The organism is Hymenobacter ginkgonis (genome assembly GCF_009755225.1).
In the GTDB taxonomy this organism is placed as follows: domain Bacteria; phylum Bacteroidota; class Bacteroidia; order Cytophagales; family Hymenobacteraceae; genus Hymenobacter; species Hymenobacter ginkgonis.
Genome location: NZ_WQKZ01000003.1, coordinates 397,658 through 419,655 on the forward strand (window position 1 = coordinate 397,658; position 21,998 = coordinate 419,655).

A 21,998-nucleotide genomic window follows, 5' to 3' on the forward strand; every position below is an offset into this window, starting at 1 on the left:
GAAGCCCGTTTTACTAGACGAAACCCCCAGATGCGTCGGCTTATTGCCCGGCCCTAAGCCAACTGGTACATCTTCTGGCGTTGCGCCTTCAGCGTTTCGTCGGCCAGGTACTCCTCGTAGTTCATGCGCCGGTCGATGATGCCGTCGGGCGTGAGCTCGATGATGCGGTTGGCCACCGTTTCGATGAATTGCAAGTCGTGCGAGGCAAAGATGAGCGAGCCTTGGAAGTCGCGTAGCGCGTTGTTCAAGGCCTGAATGCTTTCCAAATCCAAATGGTTCGTCGGGTCATCCATCACCAGCACGTTGCCACTTTCGAGCATCATTTTGCTCAGCATGCAGCGCACTTTCTCGCCGCCGCTCAGCACGTTAGGCTTCTTCTGCGACTCCTCACCCGAGAACAACATGCGGCCCAGCCAGCCGCGCACAAAGCTTTCGTCCTTCTCCACCGAGTACTGGCGCAGCCAGTCCACGAGGTTCATGTTATCGGCCTGGAAGAAGGCGCTGTTTTCCTTCGGAAAATAGCTGGGCGTGATGGTCGTGCCCCAGTTATAGGTGCCTTTGTCAGGCTTGGCTTCGTTAAATAAAATGTCGAACAGCAGCGAAGCCGCCCGGTCGTCGCGGCCTACAATGGCGATTTTATCGCCCTTATCGAGCGTAAACGACACGTTTTTGAGCACCGATTGGCCATCTACCGACTTGGCCACGCCGTCCACGGTCAGCAGTTGGTTGCCAGCTTCGCGCTCGGGTTTGAATGCGATGTAGGGGTAGCGGCGCGATGAGGGCTTGATTTCCTCCAGCGTCAGCTTTTGCAGCAGCTTCTGGCGGCTGGTCGCCTGCTTCGATTTCGAGGCGTTGGCCGAGAAGCGGCGCACAAACTCTTCAAGTTCCTTGCGCTTATCCTCCGTTTTCTTGTTCACGTCCTGGCGCTGGCGCAGGGCCAGCTGGCTGCTCTCGTACCAGAAACCGTAGTTGCCGGGGTACATCGTGATTTTCGAGAAGTCCAAGTCCGCCATGTAGTTACATACCGCGTCGAGGAAGTGACGGTCGTGGCTCACCACAATCACGGTGTTCTGGAAACCGTCCAGGAAGTTTTCGAGCCAGAGCACGCTCTCGGCGTCGAGGTTGTTGGTTGGCTCGTCAAGCAGCAGCACGTCGGGGTTGCCAAACAGCGCCTGGGCCAGCAGCACGCGCACTTTCTCGCTGGCGCCGAGGTCCGACATCACGCTGTAATGCTTGTCTTCGGTAATGCCCAGGCCGCTCAGCAGCTCGGCGGCCTCGTAGTCGGCGTTCCAGCCTTCGAGGTCGGCAAACTCGCCTTCGAGCACGGCGGCGCGCTCGCCATCGGCGTCCGAGAAGTCGGCCTTGGCGTAGAGCGCATCCTTCTCGCTCATCACCGCCCACAGGCGCTGGTGGCCTTGGATAACGGTTTGCAGCACCTGCTGGTCGTCGTAGGCAAACTGGTTCTGCTTCAGCACGGCCAGGCGCTGGCCGGCTGGCAGCTCTACCGAGCCGGTATTGGGCTCCAGTTCGCCCGATAGTATTTTAAGAAAAGTCGATTTGCCGGCTCCGTTGGCCCCGATGAGGCCATAGCAGTTGCCGGGCAAAAACTTCACCGTTACGTCTTCAAACAATACCCGCTTGCCGTAGCGCAAGCTCACGTTGGTCGTAGAAATCATCTAAGCCAGAATAAAAAACCAGGAAATTTTCTGCAAAAATACGCCGCCGCGTACCCTTAATCTATTTCAACGTTGGCCAGCCCCAATTTGTGCCCCAAGATATCAGCACAACACCAGGAGCTGAAATTCAGTATAGTGTCTCAGGCCGCCGCACTGGCCTGCTTTGCTGCTTTCTCACCTCACGTATTTGTTTTCTAGCTATGGCTACTCGCCCCAACACTCCCTCGCTTACTGCCGAACAAAATGGGTTCCGCTTCGGGCTGCTCACTGGCGCCGTGCTGTGCGCCTATACCCTGATAGCGGCGCTGCTGGGCTTCTTCTCGCGCGTGGAGGCCGGCAGCCTCGATGTACTCATCCTGGTGCTTGGTTCGGTGCTGGCCATCCGCCATTTCCGCCAGGTGCGCGGCGACCATATGCCCTATTTGGGGGGCTATGGTACGGGTATCATCACGGCGCTGGTAGCGTCCGTAATGCTCGGTTTGTTTTTTATTATTCTTACGGTTGTTATACCTAAGTCGCTGGATTTGACGCAGGTAGAAAACTTGTTCGGCTTCGACCTGTCAGTAGTAGTGGCCTTCCTGGCCATCATCCTGATGGGTGCCATGACGGGCGTTATCACCTCGCTCGTAGCCATGCAGTACTTCAAGGTATCGGCCATCGACCCGCTCAAAGCCATGGAATAGGCGCGCTGCCTACCCCTTTAAAAAGGCCGGCCTCTACCCAGAGCGCCGGCCTTTTTGGGTAGTACTAGCTGCCTACGACCCCGCGGGTGGGGGTAGGGCAAACGGCACAAACTGCGTCACGTCGCCGCCAAAGCGGTGGATTTCGCGAATAATGGTGCTGCTAATGGCTGCCAGCATCGGCGAGGTGATGAGAAATACCGTTTCCAGAGCGGGGTTGACGTGGCGGTTGGCTTGGGCAATGGTGTTTTCGTACTCAAAATCGGTGGTATTGCGCAAGCCGCGCAGCAGGTAGCGGGCGCCAGTTTCGCGGGCAAAATCGGCCGTGAGGCCCCGGTAGCTGCGCACCGACACCCGCGGCTCGTCGCGAAACAACTCGTCTATTTGGCCCACCATCCACTCCACCGGCAGGTAGCGCTGCTTGCTGCTGTTGTTGCCGAGGGCGATAATTATCTCGTCAAATAAGTCGGCCCCGCGCCGCACTACGTCGAGGTGGCCGTTGGTAAAAGGGTCGAAGGAGCCAGGAAACAGCGCGATTTTTTTCACTGATTAGGAGCAGTTGACTACACAAAAGAGGGATTGCTTACTGGCAAAAAGCCAGGCTAAACAAATCGAAGTGGCGGTAATCGGCCAGTTCATTGAGGCGGTAGCTATACTGCAAGCCGAAGGGCCGCGCCCCAAAGCGCACCTGCCGCACGTACGTGCCAAGCAAGGTGAAAATAGGCGAGTCGGCCGTCAGCTCACCCCACACGGTGACGGCATCCTGGTCGGGGTTAAGCCCTAGCTCCTGCATCACCAAGATGGTGAAATACACCACATCCTCGGCCGTGCTGATGGCAAACACGTTGCAAAACTCTAGCTGCGGGCCCAGCACCACAGCCGTTAGCTCCTGGTCGGCGAGGCTGAGGTAGAGCTGGCGCGTAGTAATGGCCGAACCCGGCTGGTTAAGCAGGCCCGCTAGCAAGGCAGCGGAGCTGGGCAGCAGCCGGCCCGCCGGGCCATAGGTCGCGTCTAGCCACGACGTAAGTGCCTGGTTGGCTGCAAACAGGCTAACCACGTCGGTGGCGGGTGCGGCCAGCGGCAGGGGGTAGGCCAAGGCCTCCTCGGTGGGCGCCAAGGCATAGTGCGGCGCTAGGTACAGGGCCTCATCGCCGGGCCGAAACAGCGGCGCGGGCAGCAGCGTGAAAGCCCGGCCGGCCAAGGCTATGCGCACCCGCGTCCAGCCAGGGTGGCCGAGCAAGTCGTGGGTACGGGCTAGCTCGGGCAAGTCGGCCGGATGGGCCAGCGGCAAGTCCTCAAAAACCACAAACTTTTGGCGCACTACTTCGAGCACAGCCAAGCGCAAGCGGCCCGTGCTAGCCAGCGCATAAAGGTGGTACGCGGCCGGGTTGGTGGGGTCGAACGTATCGTCGCGCAGGCTAACGGTAGCAGTCGGGGGTGCAGAAAAAGTAGACGTAGCAGACACGGGGTAAAGATACAGTGGGCAATTATCAGCGGGCAGCGAATAGCTACTGGTGCGGAGTTATTTTTGCTCACTGCTCACTGCTCACTGCTCACTGCTCTAGCAGCACTTGCGGCACAAAAACATCGTCGGTGCTCAGCAGGCCCCGCAGCACGGGGTGCACCTGGGCCAGCGGAATGGCTAGCAGCTGGCGCGGCGTAAGCCAGGCCAACTCGCTCAGTAGCTGGTTGCCAGGCGCGTGCTCGGGGTCGTGGCCTAGCAGGGGGGTAGGGCTATCGTCGGTGGTTTTTACCTCGAAGAAGATTTCCAGTGCCTGCAGTTCGCCCCGCCGAAACTCGTGCAGATGCAGTTGCCGGCCTACTTGCACCACCAGCCCGGTTTCCTCCCGAAACTCGCGCTGCAATGCGGCTTTCAGGTTTTCGCCAAAAGCCCAGCCGCCGCCCGGCGGCGACCAAAACGACGCGCCGTTGGGCAGCAGCCCCCGGTGGGCGGCCAGCAAAATGGCCCCGTTCCGAACCAACAGTCCGCCCACCCGCACCCGTACTTGCCCGGCATACGGGCGCAATAAGTCATCCTGTTCCATATGTACGCTAGTGGCCCCCGCGCCAGGCCTATCTTTGAAGCAACGATGAACCCTACGGATAAACCCCTGCCTGCGGCTGAAAACGGCCTTTCGCATCACGACCTCGCCACCCGCATTCGGCGCAAGCTCGAGCGCCAATACTTTATGCACCTCATCGGGGCCGACCTTACCCGCATCGAGCCCGGCCGCGTGGAGGCCCAACTCACGCTGGGTCAGCAGCACCAGCAGCAGCGTGGCTTTGCCCACGGCGGCCTGGTGGCCACCATGGCCGATTTAGTGGCTGGCTTTGCCGCCTTCACGCTCGTGCCCGAGGGGGTAGGGGTCGTGACTTCCGACCTGAAAGTAAGCTACTTAAACCCCGGCATCGGCACCCAAATTAAAGCCATCGGCTGGGTGCTGAAAGCCGGCCGCCGCCTGCATTTCTGCGAAGCTGAAGTGTGGTGCGATGACAAGCTAATTGCGAAGGCCTCAGCTACCATGGCGGTAATAGAATAAGTGAGTCAAGCTCACCTAACCCAACAAAACGCTGTCAGGCTGAGCTCGTGAAGCATCTTCTTCGGCTCATGGTTGTTGCCTTATTAATCTCCTAAGAAGTGCAGGCCTGAAAGAATGCTTCGCCTTGGTATGACAATTCCTTATCTAGCGTGCTAACTACCCGATTTCCGTCCGTCCGCGATTATTTTCCCTTTGAACCGACCGAAGACCAGGCCGAGCTATTTGTGCAGCTCGATGCCTTCTTGCGCGACCAACTGCCGGGCCGCAAGGTATTTGTGCTGCGCGGCTACGCCGGCACCGGCAAAACCACGGTCGTAAATGCCATTGTGCAGTGGCTGGGCCGCTTGCAGCGCAAATACACCCTTATGGCGCCCACCGGCCGCGCCGCCAAGGTGATGAGCGCCTATGCCGGCGTGCCGGCCAGCACCATTCACAAGAAAATATACCGCCAAACCAGCGGCGCGCCTACCGAGCGCCTCAGCTTCCAGCGGCAGCCCAACCGAGCCGAGGAAATGCTCTACATCGTGGACGAAGCGTCCATGATTTCGGATGAAAAAGCGTTCGGTGAGAACGGCTTGCTCGACGATTTGATGGGCTTCGTATTTGAAAAAAGCACCAACCGCCTGCTGCTCATCGGCGACACGGCGCAGCTGCCGCCGGTAGGCCAACTCCTAAGCCCGGCCCTCGACCCCGAACTGCTGGCGCACCGCTTCCGGGCCCGCGTCGATGGGGTAGAGCTGCGCCAGGTGATGCGCCAGGCCGAGTCGTCGGGCATCTTGGTGAATGCTACCGAGCTGCGGGAGGAACTGCGCGAGGAGCTGCCCGATATTAAGCTGCACACCAAGGGCTTTGGTGATATTTTTAAGATGGGTGGCGACAAGTTGGAGGACGGCCTGCGTTGGGCCTACCGCAATTTTGGCCACGAAAACACAACCATTATCTGCCGCTCGAACCGCAACGCCAACCAATATAACCAGCTCATCCGGCGCACCTTGTTTGATGCCGAGGAGGAAATTGAGGCCGGCGACTACATCATGGTGGTGCGCAACAACTATTTCTGGCTGCCCAAGGATTCAGAAATTGGCTTCCTGGCCAACGGTGACTTCTTAGAAATCACCAAGATAATCCGGCGCGAAGAGGTGTTTGGCTGCCGGTTTGCCCAGGCGCGGGTGCGCCTGGTCGATTACCCCGACGAGCCCGAGCTGGAAGTAAAGCTGCTGCTCGACACGCTGCACACCGAAAGCCCGGCCCTACCCCGCGACCAAAATGAGGCGCTCTACCAGGCCATCACGGCCGACTACAGCCACCTCACCAAAAAAGGCGAGCGCAACGCTGAAATGCGTAAGGACCCGTACCTTAATGCTTTGCAGATAAAATTTGCCTACGCCCTCACCTGCCACAAAGCCCAGGGCGGCCAGTGGCAGGCCGTGTTTGTAGACCACGGCTTTATCAAGCCTGACGAGCCAGTGGGCGGCGAGTTTGCGCGCTGGCTCTACACGGCCATCACGCGGGCGTCGGAACGGCTTTTTCTACTTAATTTTCAGCAGCGGCTAATTGCCACCAACGAAGTGACGGAAGAATAACCCACAGGTTTTTGCCGAAATTTCGGAGCTTTACGGAATTCAATGCCTTGCTTGGCAGTTTGCATCGCAGCGGGCAGCTTCATTGAAGCCACTGGCGCAGGTGTTAGTTTGGCCGCAGATTTGCGAAGCCTGGCTGAGCCCTTAAATTTGCTAACCTCTACAAACCCATTTTTTCTACTACCATGACGAAGATGCTGTTGCTGGCCCTGGGCCTCACGTTTGCGGGCACCGCCGCCCACGCCCAGGCTGCAAAGCCTGCCAAAGCCACCGCCAAGCCGGCCGGCCCCCAGATTGAGTTTATGGAAGTGAAGTACGACTTCGGCTCCATTAAGCAGGGTGATATCGTGGACCATACCTTCAAATTCAAGAACACGGGCACCCAGCCGCTGGTGATTTCTAACATCGGCGTAAGCTGCGGTTGCACTACCCCCGCCTGGACGAAGGAGCCCGTGCAGCCCGGCAAAACCGGCACCATTTCGGCCAAATTCAACTCGGCTGGCAAAATGGGCATGCAGACCAAAGTCTTGACCATCGACTCGAACTCGGCCGGTGGCAGCACCACCGTTTCGCTCGTGGGCGAAGTGAAAGAAGCCGCTACGGCCTCGAAATAAGCTGTAAGTAGCGCCTTAAAAAAGGGGCGCCGACCACTGGGTGGTCGGCGCCCCTTTTTAGTTTGGAGGGGGGTAGGGCCGGGCAAAAACTAGAGCTTGCTCACGGCCAGCAGCAGGCGTATCCAGCCGCCTATCAGCAGTAAGCCGCCGATGGGGGCCACGGCTCCCAGCTTGGTAATGCCGGTGAAACACAGCAAATAAAGCGAGCCGCTGAAGATGACAATGCCGCCCAGCCACAGCACCGCCGTCGTGTCGAGCGCGCCGCGCAGGTCGGGCCGGGCCACCGCCAGCACGCCGATGGCCAGCAGCGCCAGCGTGTGGTAAAACTGGTAGCGCACGGCCGTTTCAAAGGTGTCGAAGCGGCCACTGGCTTCGAGCATGGCCCGCAAGCCGTGCGCCCCAAAAGCGCCAATGGCTACGGTGAGGCCACCAAGCAGCGCGGCCAGCTGAAGAATAAGACGGGGAGACATGAGTGGAGTACTAGCTGAATGAAAATGTAGAGATTGAACCGCTACGTGCCTTCGGCAAAAGCCGCTGCGTTCTTTATGTATGATAAAGAAAAAGGTATTATAGCCGCGGCGGTAAGTCGCCGGGCGAAAAATGGAAGGGTAGTAAATCGGAGAGCCGTTCGAAGCGCAGCACCGTGCCACTTGGGCCAGGCAGCAGCAGCCAAATGGGCTGGCCCTGGCGCATTTCCGATTCCAGCATCACCTGGCGGCAAGCGCCGCAGGGCAGCGCCGCCGTAAAGTTGCCCTCGGCCGGGCGCCCCGCTACCGACATGCCGATGATGCGCGGTGGGGGGGTAGGGCGGCTGCCCGCCAGCCCAAACAGCGCCGTGCGCTCGGCGCATAAGCCCGAAGGGTAGGCGGCGTTTTCTTGGTTGGTGCCCTGCACGGTGGTGCCATCGGCCAGCAGCAGCGCGGCCCCCACGTGGAAGTGCGAGTACGGCGCGTAGGAATGCGCCGTGGCGGCGCGGGCAGCGTCCCAAACCTGGCGCTCGGCGGGGCTAAGCTGGTCGGTCGTTAGCTCGTCGTAGTGCAGGCTAAGCTGGCGGCGGGTGGAAGAAACGGGGGTAGCAACGGCCATGCGGGGAGGCAATGAAAAATGGGGCTGCAAGATAAGGGCTTTCGGGCCAGTAGCGCTGAAAATAGCTGAATAAGTATAAGCCAATCAGCGTAAACCAGCCGCTGCTCCTCCGCAGTAGCCAAAAAACGTACTTTTGCCTCCTATGACGGTATCTATTCGCTTGCTGCTGCTGGGGGCGGGGCGCTCGGCCTCGGCGCTCATTCAGTATTTATTGCGCCACGCGCCGGCCGAAAAATGGTTTCTGACGGTGGCCGATACGCAGCCGGCTCACTTAGTGCCGGTGCTGGCCGCGCACTCCGAGTACGCCCGCGCCGTGCCCTTCGACGTGCACAATGCCGCCCGGCTCGACGAACTAGTGAGCCAAGCCGACTTGGTAGTGTCGATGCTGCCGGCCGCGTTTCACCCGGTGGTGGCGCAGGCGTGCTTGCAGCACCGCCGGCACCTGGCCACGGCCAGCTACGTGGGCCCCGAGGTGCAGGCACTGCACACCGAGGCCGCCGCCGCAGGCTTGGTTTTCTTGATGGAATGCGGCCTCGACCCCGGCCTCGACCATATGTCGGCGATGCAGACTATTGATAAGCTGCGGGCGGCGGGCGGGCGCCTTACCAGTTTCCGTTCGTACTGCGGCGGGCTGGTGGCACCCGAGTCGGAGGGGAGCAATCCGTGGCGCTACAAGTTTAGCTGGAACCCGCGCAACGTGGTGCTAGCCGGCCAGGGTGGCGATGCTAAATACCTCGAAAATGGCGAGTTGAAGTTCATTCCCTACCCCCAGCTTTTTGCCCGGGCCGAGGTGGTGGCGGTGCCCGGCCACGGCCATTTTGAGGGCTACGCCAACCGCGATTCGCTCAGTTATCGCGAAGCCTACGGCCTGGCCGACATTCAGACGATGCTGCGCGGCACCCTGCGCCGCCCCGGTTACTGCGCCGCCTGGCAGGTGCTGGTGGCGCTGGGCCTCACCGATGATAGTACGCTGCTGGGCAACTCGGCCATTCAGCCTTGGCAAGCGCTGGTAGCTAGCCGCCTGCCTACCCCCGCTGCCCCCGAAAACGGGGCCGCCGAGCTGGCTCGCCAGTTCCAGCTCGACCCGCACGGCCCCGAACTGGAGCGCCTGGCCTGGCTGGGGCTATTCACGGAGCGGCCGGTGGGCCTGGCCAACGCCACGGCCGCCCAACTGCTAGAGCACTTACTGCTCGATAAATGGCAACTCGGCCCCCACGACCGCGACCAGGTAGTGATGCAGCATCAGTTTGAGTATGAATTGCATGGCGAAGTGCATCGCCGCACCGCTTCGCTGGTCGTGACGGGCACCGACGCTACCCACACCGCCATGGCCCAAACGGTGGGCCTACCCCTGGGGATGGCCGTGCGGCGCGTGTTGCGCGGCGAAGTAGCTGGCCGCGGGGTAGTCATTCCTACTACTGCCGAGCTGTACGAACCCATTTTGGCCGAGCTGGCCGCCGAATACGGCTTGGCTTTTCAGGAAACGGATGAACGCCAGTAGCCTACCCACCGCTCGGCCATGGCTGCGCCGGTAGCCGCCTACCTGCGCTTGCGCCTGCGGGCGCTGGCCCGGCTAGCCCGCGAAATAGGCTGGCTGCGGCTGGTGCTGCTGCTACCCCTGCTTGCGCTGGCCACTATGCAGGCGCTAGTAGTCGCGGCTGGGCACCCGGTGGGGCGCTGGGCCGCGCCGCTAGTGGTAGCGAGCCTGCTGCTAACGGCCCACCGGCAGCGGGCCGACTGGCAGTTTCTGGCTACTACTGCGCCGGGCTTTCGGCGCTGGCTGGCAGTCGAGTACGCGGGGTACGGGCTACCGGTGGCGCTGCTGTTGCTGGCTTTGCATGCGGCGGGGCCGGCTATCCTGCTCCTGCTGCTGGCTCCGCTGGTGGCGTGGGCGCCGCCCACTCGCGAAGGCCGTGCTACCCAGCACCGCGGGCGCAGCCTCTTTCGCAGCGAAGCCTTTGAGTGGGTAAGCGGCATGCGGGCAGCTAAAGCTTTACTGCTGTGGCCCTTGCTGCTAGGGGGTGCGGCCTGGCCGCGCGCCAACGCCTTGGGCCCGGTACTGACGCTGGTAGTCTGGCTGCTGGTGGTGATGGCCTGCTACGGCGCGCCCGAGCCGAGTACCATGCTGGCCGTGGCGGCCCGGCAGCCGGGCCAATTTATTCGGCGGCGCTTGGGGCTAGGGCTGGCCTACGCGGCGCTCACGGTGGCGCCCTTTTTGGCGCTGCTGGGTAGCTGGCCGCTGGCCTTGGGCTTGGGCTTGTATTGGCTGGGCCTGGTAGCGCTGACCATCTTAGCTAAGTATGCCTTCTACCCAAATGCCGTGCACATCAAAACGATACAAGCGCTGGTGCTGGTGGTAGTGCTGCTCTTGGTTGGGCATCCGGCCTACCCCCCGCTGCTGGTAGTGGTGGTGGGCGGGCTAATCTGGCAAAGCCACCGCCGCTTGCGAGCGGTGCTGGGCCAGCAAGCTGGCGAGCCAAAGCAGGGGTAGGGAGGACCTAGCTAACCGCCTCCATTCAATCGACTTTCTCTTCCCACATGTTAGAAGTTATCGACTTGCACAAAGCCTACGGGCGCCACCACGTGCTGCGCGGCGTGAGCCTGGGGGTGCGCCCTGGCACCATCCACGCCTTGGTGGGGGCAAACGGGGCAGGCAAAACCACGCTCATCAACTGTTTGTACGGGCTCGAAAGTGGTTTTACGGGTACCGTGCGTGAGGCAGCTACCGGCCGCCCGGTGCGTGAAATAGCCGGCCTAGTGCCCTACGAGCCGTACTTCTACCCCCGCCTCACGGGGCGCGAGTACGTCGAGTTTTGCCTGCAAGCGCGGGGTAGGGCGGTGCCCGACCTGCGCCCCTGGAACCAACTGCTGGAGCTGCCCCTCGACCAGTATGCCGACGAATATTCGGCCGGGATGAAGAAAAAGCTAGCCCTGCTGGCCGTGTTGGTGCAAGACTTTGCCTACCTCATCCTCGACGAGCCTTTCAATGGCCTTGACCTCGAAGCCAACTTGCTGCTCAAGGAAATACTGAAGCGCCTGCGCGACCGCGGCACGGGGTTGCTGCTCACTTCGCACATCCTGAGTGCCCTCCTGGAAGTAGCCGGCGAGGCTACCGTGCTGGTGGGTGGGCAGGTGCAGCGCCACTACCAAGCCGCCGAATTCGGCACTTTGGAGGCAGACTTGCTGGCCGCGCTGCACGGCGAAAAACTCGCGCAGCTGGGCGCGCTTTTGTAGCGGCGGCTAGCGAGCGGGCTTCACTTTGGCGCCGGGGGGTAGGCGCTATCTTCGCCGCGCTATCTTCGCTGCCCTTCCATGCTCCCACCCACCTTGTCTTACCTAAGCGGCCCTGGCACAACGCCGCTGCTGGGCGAAACTATTGGCGAAAACTTGCGCCGCACCGTAGCCCGTTTTGGCTCGCGCGAGGCGCTGGTAGTGGCCCACCAAAGCTACCGGGCCACCTACAACGAGCTGTGGCAGCAGGCCGGGCAACTGGCCAAGGCGCTCTTGGCGCTGGGCGTAGCGGCCGGCGACCGCGTGGGCATCTGGGCGCCCAATCGGTACGAGTGGGTGATTACGCAGTTTGGCTCGGCGCGGGCCGGGGCGGTGCTGGTCAACATCAACCCCGCCTACCGGGCCGAGGAACTGAAATACGCCCTCAACCAGTCGGGCTGCCGGGTGCTGCTGCTGGCGCCCAGCTTTCGTCAAACCAACTACCAGGCGCTGCTCGCCAGTGTGCGGGCGCAGTGCCCGGCCCTGGAAACGGTGGTAGTACTGGGGGCTGATTGGGAGGCGTTTTTGGCGGCCGGCGTGCCTGTGGCCGACGAGGACCTGGCCGAGCGCGAGGCCGGTTTGCAGTTTGATGACCCTATCAATATTCAGTACACCAGCGGCACCACGGGCTTCCCCAAAGGGGCTACGCTCTCGCACCATAACATCTTGAACAACGGCTACTTCATTGGCGAAACGCTGCGCTACACCGAGGCCGACCGGGTGTGCATTCCGGTGCCGTTCTACCACTGCTTTGGCATGGTGATTGGCAACTTGGCGTGCAGCTCGCACGGGGCGTGCATGGTGGTGCCGGCCGAGGCATTTGACCCCGCCGCTACCCTGCAAGTAGTGCAGGATGAGCGCTGTACCTCGCTCTACGGCGTGCCCACCATGTTTATTGCCGAGCTAGAGCTGCCCGGTGTGGGGCAGTACGATTTTTCGCGGCTGCGCACCGGCGTCATGGCCGGCTCGCCCTGCCCCGAGGAGGTGATGAAGAAGGTGCAAACGGTGCTCAACATGCGCGAAGTCACCATTTGCTACGGCATGACCGAGACTTCGCCCGTATCGGCCCAGAGCTACGTGGATGACCCGCTGGCCAAGCGCGTGAGCACCGTAGGCCATGTGCACCCGCACCTCGAAGTAAAAGTGATTGATGCCGCCACTGGCCACTTGGTGCCCCGCGGCACGCCCGGCGAGCTGTGCGTGCGCGGCTACTCCGTGATGCTGGGCTACTGGAACAACCCCGCCGCCACGGCCGCCACCATCGGCGCGGCGCGCTGGCTGCACACCGGCGACTTAGCCACCATCGACACCGAGGGCTACCTCAACATCGTGGGCCGTATCAAGGACTTGGTGGTGCGCGGCGGCGACAACGTGTATCCGCGGGAGGTAGAGGAGTTTCTATATACGCACCCCGCCGTGGCCGACGTGCAGGTAATTGGAGTGCCCAGCCTGCGCTACGGCGAAGAAGTAATGGCCTGGGTGAAGCTCAAAGAAGGTCACTCCGCCACTGGCCCCGAGCTGGCCAGCTTCTGCAAAAACCGTATTTCGACCACTAAAATCCCGGCGTACTGGAAGTTTGTCGATAGCTTCCCGATGACCGTCACCGGCAAGGTACAGAAGATGGTGATGCGCGAGCAAGCCGTAAAAGAGCTGGGCTTAGAAGCCGCCGCGGCTGTGAAGACGGCGTAGAAGTTGAGCTGATAAAACCACTTCTGAAACATTATGCCGAGCTTGTCGAAGTAGCTCTGCCGCAGCGCTGGACGATGGCAGGCGACACGGCAGAGCTGTTTCGACAAGCTCAGCAGGACGTGCTCTTAGATTTCAAACACGCTCTTGGTAATAGTCCGCGCCCGCCCGATACCCGGCACAGACCCACCAAGCCTGCCCTACAGCGCCAAATAAAACCCAGCCAGCAGCGCCCGAAATTCGGCCGAGTAGCCCCCGGCAGCGTCCTGAATAACCAAGCTGCGCTCGTGCGCCGCCAGCGGCCCTACCCCCCCAAATTGAGTAATGCACCGCGTGACGCGCCCCCCTGGTCGGTGGCGCACCACCAGCCGCGCTTGCGCCGGCAGGCCAGCGGCCAGTACGATTTGCTCGAAGCGCTGCATTTCGGGAGGGGGTAGGAGCACGGTAAGCGTGCCGCCGGGCCGCAGCCGCGCCGCAGCAAAAGTCACTAAATCGTCAAACGTGAGCGAGCCTACCCCCTCGTGGCGGGCCGTCGCCCGCGCCGCATCGGGCGGGGCCAGGCTGCGCCGAAAAAACGGCGGGTTGCAGATGATGTGGCTAAAAGGCCGGTCGGTGCCCGCTGAAGAGAGGGGTAGGGCGGCCGCATACGCGGCCAGGCTCAGCGGGTACACCCGGATGCGGCTGGCCCAGGGGCTGGCCGCCACATTGGCGGCTGCCTGGGCGGCGGCGGCGGGGTCTATTTCAAGGGCTTCAATGGTGGCCTGGGGCGCGCGCTGGGCAGCCATCAGCGCCAGCAGGCCGGTGCCCGTGCCGATATCTAGGATGTGGGTAGCCGCCGTGAGGTCGGCTGCCGCGCCCAGCAGGCAGGCATCGGTGCTCACCTTTTGGGCGCAAGCGCTTTGGTCGATGCGAAATTGCTGAAACTGGAAAAAGTCGTTAGCCACGGGGCACAGAAATAGCGGTGGAGGAAGCAGCGGGCCGCCCCCCGGCAAACCGCGCCAGTAGCCAGCGATACGCCGGCTGCTCGAAGTAGTGATGCAGGGCCAGGGCCGCCAGCCCCAGCAGCCCCAGCAATGCCGCTGCTGCCCCACCCACGGATAGCCAGCGCCCCAGCCAAGGCTCCAGGATAGCGGGTAGCAAGCCCATATGCAGCAAGTAGAAGCAATACGAAGCGCGCCCTAGCTGCTGCGCCGGCGGCGTGCTTAGCGCGCGGCCCAGGCGCGTGCGTTCGGTAGCTAGCCCGTGCAGTAGGAGGCCCGTGGCCACGGGTAGCAACCAGTTATTCAGCAGCACGCCGGGGTAGGAATTAAGGCTGACCTTGTTGCTAAACTGCTGCGCAATAAGCATAAACCCTAGGACAGCCAACATAGCTGCCACGCCCCCAGCTGTGGCTCGCCCCCGGCCTGTGCGCGGCGGCGCCCAGGCAAAAGCCGCGCCCACCAAAAACTCCGGCAGGCGCCCAAAAATGGTGGCTTGCAGCACAAACAGCCGCGTGCCCAGCGCGGGCAGCGCCGAGTAGGTAGCTAGGCCCAGCACGCCCAAGCCCGCCGCCAGCAGCGGCCAGGCGCGCGCGGGCCGGTAGCGCCAGCCCAGCCAAAACACCAGCGGGGCCAGCAAGTAAAACCCTTCCTCTACCGTAAGCGACCAGGCCTGCGGAATGAAGCCGAGAAACCAGCGCTCCACCAAGCCTTTCACCAGCGTTACGTTGACGACGTACAGGCCCAGCCAGTTACCCAATGAGTTGCCGCCGGGACCTTGCACGGCAAAAGTGGCCGTGAGCAGCAGCACATACACGGGCAAAATGCGCGCCGCCCGGTGCCACACGTATTGGCCCCAGGCCGCGCGGCTAAATTGCTGCTTGGCGTAGCGCTTGGTAATCAGAAACCCGCTCAGCGTGAAAAATACCGATACCCCGATGTGCAACTCGCTCAGCCCGGACCGGATAACCGCATCCAGGGCCGAGGAGCCAAGCAGGGGCGAATCGCGCTGATGAAAGCAGTACACCGCCAACGCCGCCAGCGCCCGCAAGCCCGTGAGCGCCGGGTAGTAGGCCGCTGGTGCGTTGGTAACTGGCTTCATATGAGCGGAGTGCAACCTAGCCCAGCGCCTCGTAGCCCTCGTCTACCAGCAGCCCTTTGCCCAGCGCGCTTTGCACGGCCAGCACGTCGCAGCGCTCGTTTTCGGGGTGGCCGGCGTGGCCTTTTATCCACTTGAAAGACACCTTGCGGTCTTTGTAAACGCGCAAAAACCGGCGCCAGAGGTCTTCATTGGCCTTCTTGCCGAAGTCGGGCTTGTTAGCCCAGCCAAATACCCAGCGCTTCTCCACCGCATCGACCACGTACTTGGAATCGGACACGACCAGCACCGGAATCTCGGGGCGCGTCACGGCCTCCAGGCCCACAATCACGGCCAGCAGCTCCATGCGGTTGTTGGTGGTGCGGCGGAAGCCCTGCGAAATTTCCTTCTCGTGCGGCCCGTAGCGCAAAATGGTGCCGTAGCCGCCGGGGCCGGGGTTGCCCCGCGACGAGCCATCGGTGAACAAGGTTATCATACGCGGATGCTCTCAAAAAACTGCACCAGCGCCTCAAAAGCAGCGTCGGGCACGGCCGGAAAGTTGGCGATGCGCAGGCTCGTGGCCTTGAGGTCGCCGTAGCCGCCCCCAATTTGCAGGCCGGCTTCGTCGCGGGCGCGGCGCTTCACGTCCTCGATGAGGGCCGCCGGGCCTTGCAGGCCGATAACCGTGGTGGAGCGGGCATCGGGGTTGTCGATGAGCGGGCGCAAGCCCAGCGGCTGCACCTGCTCGAAGTAGTCGTAGAGCTTCTGAGCGCGCTCGTTGAGGTGAGGCTGAATGACTTTGATGCCCTCGCGGGCCTGCAACACGCGGCTCAGCAGGTAGATGCCCAGCACGTTGGGCGTGTGGGTGGTTTGGTGGTTCAGCATCTGCTTCACCATGCTGTTGAGGCTGTTGTAGTGCGCATTGTCGCCGATTTCGCGGGCGCGGGCCACCGCGCGGGGCGACAGCACGAGTAGCCCCAGGCCGGCGGGTAGGCCCAGGCACTTCTGCACCGAGCCGTACCAGATATCAGCCTTGATAAACTTGAGCTGCACACCGCCCAAAGACGAGGTAGCATCTACGGCCAGCAGCGCCGGCCCCAGGCGGTTGAACAAGCTCAGGATGAATGGGTCGCGCAGTTGGGTGGCGGTGCTGGTTTCGTTTTGGGTGATGCAGACCAGGTCCGTCTCCTCGGGGTTGAAGGGCAGGGTAGCCGGGTCGGGTACGTCGTTGATGTCGAATTTTAGGCCCGTGCAGCCGGGGCGCAGGGCGCGGGCATAGTCAAACCACTTCTGCCCAAACGCCCCGTTGTAGAGGTGAAATGAGCGGCGCGGCGTCAGGCTCTGGGTTAGGATTTCCCAGCACTCGGTAGCCGACGAAGTGAACAGAATGGTATAGTCTTGCGGAATGTTGAGCTTAAGGCGGGCTTGGTCGAGGCAGTGGCGCACCAGCGTCGTGAAACGCTCGGAGCGGTGCGGTGCCGACAGCCAGCCTTCCTCGAAGGCATCGGCCAGGTACTGGCGCACTTCGGGGTACACGGCCGAGGGGCCGGGGTTGAAAGTATAAGTCGGGAGGGTTGCCATGGGGCAAAGGTAGGGGCGCCAAATAGCTGTTGGCTGCCCCTCACTTATCATTTAGCTGCTCAATTCACCACTAAGCGGGTGCGCAGGGGGGTAGGGCCGCCCCGCCACTCCACCACGTAGAGGCCGGCCGGCACCCCAGCCAGCGACAGCGCCAAGCTGCCTTGCCCGAGGGGTAGGGCCGCCTGGCGCACGCAGCGGCCCGTGGCATCAAACAGGCGCACTTGGGCAGCGCTAGTGGCCGGGCCCACCAGCTGCACGGTGCCCGCGGCGGGGTTGGGGTAGGCGGCCAAGGCAGTGGCTTCGGCGGCCACGCTCACCACCGGCGAGTAGGCGGTGGTGCCATCCTGGTCGAGCTGACGCAGGCGGTAGTAACGGGTGCCGGCCAGCGGGCGCGCATCGAGGTGGGCGTACTGGCGGGGGGTAGGGCTGCTGCCGGCCGCGGCCACGCGGGCCACGTCTTGCCACGGCGCGGCCGGGTCATCCTGGCTCTCCACTATAAAAGCCAAACTGTGCAGCTCCGAGGCGGTGGCCCAGCTCAGCTGCGTGCCCTGGCCCGGCTGGTAGCGCGCCGAGAAGGCCGTGAGCTCGACGGGCAGCGCGCAACCGCTGGTGCTGGCCACAAAGGGGGGTAGGCCGCACCACGGATAGCCCGCGCTGTAGCTTATTACATCGTTGCCGCCGGCAATGTCGGCGCTGGCGCTGAGCGTGCGCTTAGCCTGCCCATTGCTGATAGAATAATTCATGACCGCCGTCGGGTCGATGATGTGCGTCAGCTGCTCGCCGTGGCCTTGCTCGTGCAGGGCCACGCTCTGAAAGTCAAACTCGGTGAAAGCGGGGGCGTTAGGAGTAAAATTCCAGGTGTAGCCGGGGTAGGGGCTGCTGGCCAAGGCATACGAGTAGTCGGTTTCAGCCACGACCCACTCAATGCTACCGTCTGAATACTGACAGCCGCCGAAGTAAGAAGTGGTGACGCCGAGCACGCCCGCTGGCAAGACGTTGGTACCCGTGCTGGCCGCCGTCACGAAGCGCACTACGTTTACATTGTCGCGGGCGGCCACATCAATATCCGTGGCGGCACCGATGGTGCGGTTCATGGCCGTGCGGCATTGCCAGCTTTGCAGCGCCGTCTCGAAGGCTACCTGGGCTGCTGGCACCGCCCGAAAGCTGGGTGCGTAGCGCAGCGTATAGCCGCCCGAGCCATCAGGGCTTATCAAGTTGGGGCGGTAGGGCAAGATGGGTGCCGTGCTGCTGGCCTGGGAAGCCAGATTACTGAGCGCGTACGTAACCGTCAGCACATTAGCGCTTGTAGCAATAACGCCCGTAGCATCCACCACCCGCACGAAGCCCGTGCCGGCCGGGGTGCCCGTGGTGCTATACGAAGGCACCCGCACCTGAATTTGGTTGTCGCTCCAGGCTACATAGTCGCTGGGCAGCGGCTGGAGGTAAGTGGGGTTGCTATCCGGCCCGGGGCTATTAGCATTGCGAAACTGCACGTAGCCAGCGCCTTGCGCATTGCCAAAGCCCGAGCCGTTGATAGTGAGCAGCGAGCTGGTAGTAGCCGTGCTGGCCCCCGCAATAAGGGCCGCGGGCGAAAAGCCACTGATAACCGGCGTAGCCAAGGTGCCCAGCGTGCCCGACTGGCGCGCTTTCAGCACTTGGGCACGGCGCTGGGTAGCCTGTGCCAATGCCGGGTTGGCTTGCACCTCCTGGTAAGCTGCGCCCGCTAGGGCGGCCACTTGGCGCTGCACATCGGCGCCGATAGTGGGGTAGTGCACAAATGGGTCGCCGGCCGACAAATCGGCCAGGTCATAGGCAATAAAGCCCTGCGGCCCGGCATAGGCCTGCCACTCGCCGGGCGCTTCGGGGTCGGCCACCAGAAAGAAAACGCCCTGCTGGCCAGCCGTTAGGTGCAGGGTGCCAGTACTTTCCTCGCGCTGCAAGCCTAGTGTGCCGCCGGCCGTGCGCACGCGCAACGCCCCGGCCGGTAGTTGGCCCTTAAAAACCTTAAATACCTCGAGTTGGCTGCGCGTGCTGATGTGCCCACCACCGGCCGTTTGCTCGGTCTGCTGGCTAGCCACGCGGGCTTCTACCACCAGCGGAGCCGCTTGCACGCGCTGGCCAAGGGCCACCGGCACTAGCATGCAGGTCGAAGATTGGGCGCGCAGCCCCAGCGGCGCTAGCAGGATGCCCGCCAGCAAAGCGTGGCGCCACGGGTAAAGTAAACGTAGAGATAGGACCATCAAAATAAAGCCAAGGTGAATAAATACACCAAGCAAAATTACGTTCTTTCCCGTCGTTCTACTCCAGTCCCTCGCGAATTAGCGCGCCGCGGCCTACCCCCCTTTAGCGCCGGAAGCCCACCGGCTTGGGCCGCTGGCCTAACAAATAATGCAGCGCCAGCCGGTAGCTTTCGAGTCCAAAGCCCGCAATGCTGCCCACGCAGTGCTTGCCGATGTAGCTGACGTGTCGAAAGTCTTCGCGCCCCGCTAGGTTGCTCAGGTGCACTTCGATGACGGGCAGGCCCGCCCCGGCCACGGCCGCCACGGCATCGCCTAAGGCCACGCTGGTGTGCGTAAAGCCGCCCGCGTTTAGCACCACGCCCTGGCTGGCGCCCTCCGAGCCGGCCTCGCCCCAGCCGGCGGCCGCGTGCAGGCGGTCGAGCAGCGCGCCCTCGTGGTTGCTCTGGAAGGAGGTGAGTACGAGGTCAGGAAACGTGGTTTGCAGCTCAGGCAAAAAATCGTCGAATGAGCGGTGCCCGTAGATGTGCGGTTCGCGGCGGCCCAGCAAGTTGAGGTTAGGGCCGTTGAGAATAAGGATGTTCAAAGTGGGAGCTATAAAAGGTTTTTAACAAAGAACGTCATGCTGAGCTTGTCGAAGCATGACGTTCTTTGTCCATTCCTATTCCCTTCCGAAAAGTGACCTGGTCGCAAGCAATTAAGCAATTTGATGGGTATCTCCGTCTCGAAAAGTCGCTCTCGCCCAACTCGGTAGAGGCCTACGTGCGCGACGTGCGCAAGCTGCACCAGTGGCTGGAGCTCGAAAGCCTGAAGGCCAGCCCTATGCAAGTAACCACGCGGCTGCTGCGCGACTTCTTGGCCACGCTCGGCGGATTAGGGCTGTCGAGTACGTCGCAGGCGCGCACACTCTCGGGCATCAAGGCGTTCTACGAGTTTCTCATCATGGAAGACCTGCTCAAAATCGACCCCACCGACACGCTGGAATCGCCCAAGGCCGGCCGCCACCTGCCCGATACGCTGTCTTACCCCGATGTGGAACGCCTGCTCGCTGCCATCGACCTGAGCACCAACGAAGGCCTGCGCAGCCGCGCCCTGCTAGAGGTGCTGTACTCGTCGGGCCTGCGCGTGAGCGAGTTGTGCGATTTGAAACTGTCGAACCTCTACTTCGAGCAGGGGTTTATGCGGGTGCTGGGCAAGGGCAATAAGGAGCGGCTGGTGCCCATCGGGCGCGAGGCCATCAAGCACATTCACTTCTATTTAGGTGGCGTGCGCCAACACCAAGTGGTGCAGCCCGGCGCCGAGGATATCGTGTTTTTGAGCCACCGCGGGCGGCAGCTTTCGCGCATCACGGTGTTCACCACCATCAAGAAGCTGGCCGAACTGGCCGGCCTGCGCCAAACCATCAGCCCGCACACTTTGCGGCACTCCTTTGCTACCCACCTGCTAGAGGGCGGGGCCGATTTGCGGGCCGTGCAGGAGATGCTGGGCCATATCTCCATCACGACCACCGAGATATATACGCACCTCGACCGCGACTACTTGCGCCAGGTAATAACGGAGTTTCATCCGCGCAGCTAATATTTCGCGTACCTTAGCGGAAAAGTATAATTTTCGTTTGGCATGAAATGCGCGCATAACTTCCAGCGTTGGTGGGTAATTGCTGGCCTGCTGGTGGGGCTGCTAAGCGGCCCCGCCCTGGGGCAGCACACGCCCGCCGACCCAATGCCGGCCCTACCCCCCCTGCGCGAAATTGCCCTCGACAGCATACAGGTGGCGCCCCAAACGGTGGACATTTCGGGCTGGCTACTGCTGGATAAGGATATTGAGGAGGAGCTTAGCGGCGCGGTGCACAACCTCTACGATTTCAAGTTCAACAAGGCCGATAAACAGTTTCGCTCGCTGCGCCGCCGCTACCCGCAGCACCCCATGGCTTACTTCCTGCTGAGCCTGAGCACGTGGTGGAAGATGATGCCTAACAACGTGGCCGACAACCGGTACGACAAAGTGTTTCTGGCTTATACTGACACGGCCATTACCAAGGCGGCCGCGCTTTACAAGGCCGATGAGCACAACTACGAGGCCTGTTTTTTTCTGGCCGGGGCCTATGGCATGCAGGCTCGCTTGCATGCTGAGCGCCACGATTGGCGCAAGGCTACGGTGGCCAGCCGCCGAGCCCTTAATTTCTTGCAGAAGAGCCAGGAAGCCAATGGGCTAAGTTCAGAATTTTTGTTTGGGCAGGGACTCTTTAACTATTATTCGGTGTGGATAGGGGCTGAGTACACGTGGCTGCGCCCCATCCTGTTTTTCTTCCCGAAGGGCAGCCGCGAGCGCGGCCTCGCGCAGCTGCGCGAAGTCAGCCAAACCGCCTTTTATACGGGTACGGAGGCGAAGTTCTTTTTGGTAAATATTCTCAGTAGCGCCCGCGAAAACCAGGCCGAAGCGGCCTTTGAACTGACGCGCCAGCTGAATGCAGATTTCCCGGATAATTCTTATTTTGAATTGGAATACGCCAAGCTGTGTTTTCGGCAGGGAAGGCTGAAAGAAACGGAACAAGCCTGCCGCTCGGTACTCCAAAAGTATGGGGTAGGCCAGGTGGGCTACGAGGCGTACATCGGCCGGGCGGCGGCCTACATGCTGGGGTATTTGATGGAGCAGCGCTACCACGACCCAGCCAAGGCCAAAGACTACTATCAGCGCTGCGTGGTGTACTCCGAGCAGGCCGGCATGACCAAACGGGGCTACTATATTTTTGCCGAAACGCGGCTAGCCCGCCTGGCCGTGAACGAGCGCGATGCCCCCACGGCCCGCCGCTACTATAGCGCCGTGCTGGAGCAAAGCGACAGCGGCGAGGCGGAGTACAAGGAAGCGCGCACCTGGCTGCGCACGCACCCGCAGTAGGGTGCCGGCGCTATTTGTGGGGTTTATGACCTCGGCCCAGTGAAAGCCGTGCCCTGGCCGCGCCCAGCAAGCAGCCGTTTACTTTGCGGTGCCCA

Annotated in this window: 22 protein-coding genes; 10 read left to right on the top strand and 12 right to left on the bottom strand. The window is 62.0% G+C overall.

Annotated features, from left to right (window positions below; all coding sequences use genetic code 11):
* Nucleotides 1-53 precede the first annotated feature (53 nt).
* Nucleotides 54-1,676, bottom strand: a complete 1,623-nt coding sequence (locus GO988_RS13130; protein WP_157566146.1) for an ABC-F family ATP-binding cassette domain-containing protein — start codon at nucleotides 1,674-1,676, stop codon at nucleotides 54-56.
* Nucleotides 1,677-1,876: 200 nt separating this feature from the next.
* Here GO988_RS13130 and GO988_RS13135 point away from each other — a divergent pair, with 200 nt between their 5' ends.
* Nucleotides 1,877-2,359, top strand: a complete 483-nt coding sequence (locus GO988_RS13135; protein WP_157566147.1) for a DUF4199 domain-containing protein — start codon at nucleotides 1,877-1,879, stop codon at nucleotides 2,357-2,359.
* 72 nt (nucleotides 2,360-2,431) lie between these two features.
* On the opposite strand, the gene coaD is transcribed toward GO988_RS13135, so the two are convergent.
* The 3 genes from coaD to GO988_RS13150 all read right to left on the bottom strand — a co-directional run bounded on the left by coaD (nucleotide 2,432) and on the right by GO988_RS13150 (nucleotide 4,401).
* A complete protein-coding gene (coaD, locus tag GO988_RS13140) occupies nucleotides 2,432-2,902 on the bottom strand; it encodes a pantetheine-phosphate adenylyltransferase (protein WP_317164863.1) in 471 nt (156 codons plus the stop codon).
* A gap of 37 nt (nucleotides 2,903-2,939) precedes the next feature.
* Entirely contained in the window at nucleotides 2,940-3,821 is an 882-nt protein-coding gene (locus GO988_RS13145; RefSeq protein ID WP_198172712.1) for a DUF3822 family protein, read from the bottom strand.
* An 88-nt stretch (nucleotides 3,822-3,909) separates the two neighbouring features.
* On the bottom strand, nucleotides 3,910-4,401 hold the full coding sequence (locus tag GO988_RS13150; protein ID WP_198172714.1) for an NUDIX domain-containing protein: 492 nt from the start codon (nucleotides 4,399-4,401) through the stop codon (nucleotides 3,910-3,912).
* Nucleotides 4,402-4,446: 45 nt separating this feature from the next.
* On the opposite strand from GO988_RS13150, the gene GO988_RS13155 reads away from it, so the two are divergent.
* The 3 genes from GO988_RS13155 to GO988_RS13165 all read left to right on the top strand — a co-directional run bounded on the left by GO988_RS13155 (nucleotide 4,447) and on the right by GO988_RS13165 (nucleotide 7,090).
* Nucleotides 4,447-4,896, top strand: coding sequence for a PaaI family thioesterase (locus GO988_RS13155; RefSeq protein ID WP_157566150.1), 450 nt, complete (start codon nucleotides 4,447-4,449; stop codon nucleotides 4,894-4,896).
* 149 nt (nucleotides 4,897-5,045) lie between these two features.
* A complete protein-coding gene (locus GO988_RS13160) occupies nucleotides 5,046-6,479 on the top strand; it encodes an ATP-dependent DNA helicase (protein ID WP_317164864.1) in 1,434 nt (477 codons plus the stop codon).
* A gap of 182 nt (nucleotides 6,480-6,661) precedes the next feature.
* Nucleotides 6,662-7,090, top strand: coding sequence for a DUF1573 domain-containing protein (locus tag GO988_RS13165; RefSeq protein ID WP_157566151.1), 429 nt, complete (start codon nucleotides 6,662-6,664; stop codon nucleotides 7,088-7,090).
* Nucleotides 7,091-7,179: 89 nt separating this feature from the next.
* On the opposite strand, the gene GO988_RS13170 is transcribed toward GO988_RS13165, so the two are convergent.
* Entirely contained in the window at nucleotides 7,180-7,560 is a 381-nt protein-coding gene (locus GO988_RS13170) for a DUF423 domain-containing protein (RefSeq protein ID WP_157566152.1), read from the bottom strand.
* A gap of 97 nt (nucleotides 7,561-7,657) precedes the next feature.
* Nucleotides 7,658-8,176: a cytidine deaminase gene (locus tag GO988_RS13175; RefSeq protein ID WP_157566153.1), complete on the bottom strand. Its 519-nt coding sequence runs from the start codon at nucleotides 8,174-8,176 to the stop codon at nucleotides 7,658-7,660.
* Nucleotides 8,177-8,318: 142 nt separating this feature from the next.
* Here GO988_RS13175 and GO988_RS13180 point away from each other — a divergent pair, with 142 nt between their 5' ends.
* From GO988_RS13180 to GO988_RS13195, 4 genes are all read left to right on the top strand, one after another.
* Nucleotides 8,319-9,677 (top strand): saccharopine dehydrogenase C-terminal domain-containing protein, encoded by a 1,359-nt coding sequence (locus GO988_RS13180; RefSeq protein WP_157566154.1) that lies wholly within the window; start codon nucleotides 8,319-8,321, stop codon nucleotides 9,675-9,677.
* A gap of 18 nt (nucleotides 9,678-9,695) precedes the next feature.
* Nucleotides 9,696-10,667 carry a hypothetical protein gene (locus tag GO988_RS13185; RefSeq protein WP_157566155.1) on the top strand — a complete coding sequence of 324 codons (972 nt, stop codon included), beginning with the start codon at nucleotides 9,696-9,698 and terminating at the stop codon, nucleotides 10,665-10,667.
* Nucleotides 10,668-10,714: 47 nt separating this feature from the next.
* The gene (locus GO988_RS13190) at nucleotides 10,715-11,410 is read left to right on the top strand and encodes an ABC transporter ATP-binding protein (RefSeq protein ID WP_157566156.1); all 696 of its coding nucleotides are present in this window, start codon (nucleotides 10,715-10,717) and stop codon (nucleotides 11,408-11,410) included.
* A 78-nt stretch (nucleotides 11,411-11,488) separates the two neighbouring features.
* On the top strand, nucleotides 11,489-13,135 hold the full coding sequence (locus GO988_RS13195; protein ID WP_157566157.1) for an AMP-binding protein: 1,647 nt from the start codon (nucleotides 11,489-11,491) through the stop codon (nucleotides 13,133-13,135).
* 197 nt (nucleotides 13,136-13,332) lie between these two features.
* Here GO988_RS13195 and GO988_RS13200 read toward each other — a convergent pair whose 3' ends face one another.
* From GO988_RS13200 to GO988_RS13225, 6 genes are all read right to left on the bottom strand, one after another.
* Nucleotides 13,333-14,076 (bottom strand): tRNA1(Val) (adenine(37)-N6)-methyltransferase, encoded by a 744-nt coding sequence (locus GO988_RS13200; protein ID WP_198172716.1) that lies wholly within the window; start codon nucleotides 14,074-14,076, stop codon nucleotides 13,333-13,335.
* Entirely contained in the window at nucleotides 14,069-15,211 is a 1,143-nt protein-coding gene (locus GO988_RS13205) for an acyltransferase family protein (RefSeq protein ID WP_157566159.1), read from the bottom strand. Before GO988_RS13205 ends, GO988_RS13200 begins: the two co-directional genes overlap by 8 nt.
* Before the next feature lie 16 nt (nucleotides 15,212-15,227).
* Complete coding sequence (locus tag GO988_RS13210; RefSeq protein WP_157566160.1) at nucleotides 15,228-15,683, bottom strand: ribonuclease H family protein; 456 nt, start codon at nucleotides 15,681-15,683, stop codon at nucleotides 15,228-15,230.
* Nucleotides 15,680-16,768, bottom strand: coding sequence for an aminotransferase class V-fold PLP-dependent enzyme (locus GO988_RS13215; protein ID WP_157566161.1), 1,089 nt, complete (start codon nucleotides 16,766-16,768; stop codon nucleotides 15,680-15,682). The genes GO988_RS13210 and GO988_RS13215 overlap by 4 nt, the downstream gene beginning before the upstream one ends.
* Before the next feature lie 59 nt (nucleotides 16,769-16,827).
* Nucleotides 16,828-19,008: a T9SS type A sorting domain-containing protein gene (locus GO988_RS13220; protein ID WP_157566162.1), complete on the bottom strand. Its 2,181-nt coding sequence runs from the start codon at nucleotides 19,006-19,008 to the stop codon at nucleotides 16,828-16,830.
* Between the two features lie 103 nt (nucleotides 19,009-19,111).
* Nucleotides 19,112-19,591, bottom strand: a complete 480-nt coding sequence (locus tag GO988_RS13225) for a type II 3-dehydroquinate dehydratase (protein WP_157566163.1) — start codon at nucleotides 19,589-19,591, stop codon at nucleotides 19,112-19,114.
* Between the two features lie 92 nt (nucleotides 19,592-19,683).
* Between GO988_RS13225 and xerD the strand changes: the two genes are divergently transcribed.
* Together xerD and GO988_RS13235 are read left to right on the top strand one after the other, a co-directional pair.
* Entirely contained in the window at nucleotides 19,684-20,583 is a 900-nt protein-coding gene (gene xerD / locus GO988_RS13230; protein ID WP_317164865.1) for a site-specific tyrosine recombinase XerD, read from the top strand.
* A gap of 42 nt (nucleotides 20,584-20,625) precedes the next feature.
* Nucleotides 20,626-21,903, top strand: a complete 1,278-nt coding sequence (locus GO988_RS13235; protein WP_157566165.1) for a tetratricopeptide repeat protein — start codon at nucleotides 20,626-20,628, stop codon at nucleotides 21,901-21,903.
* Nucleotides 21,904-21,998: the final 95 nt, after the last annotated feature.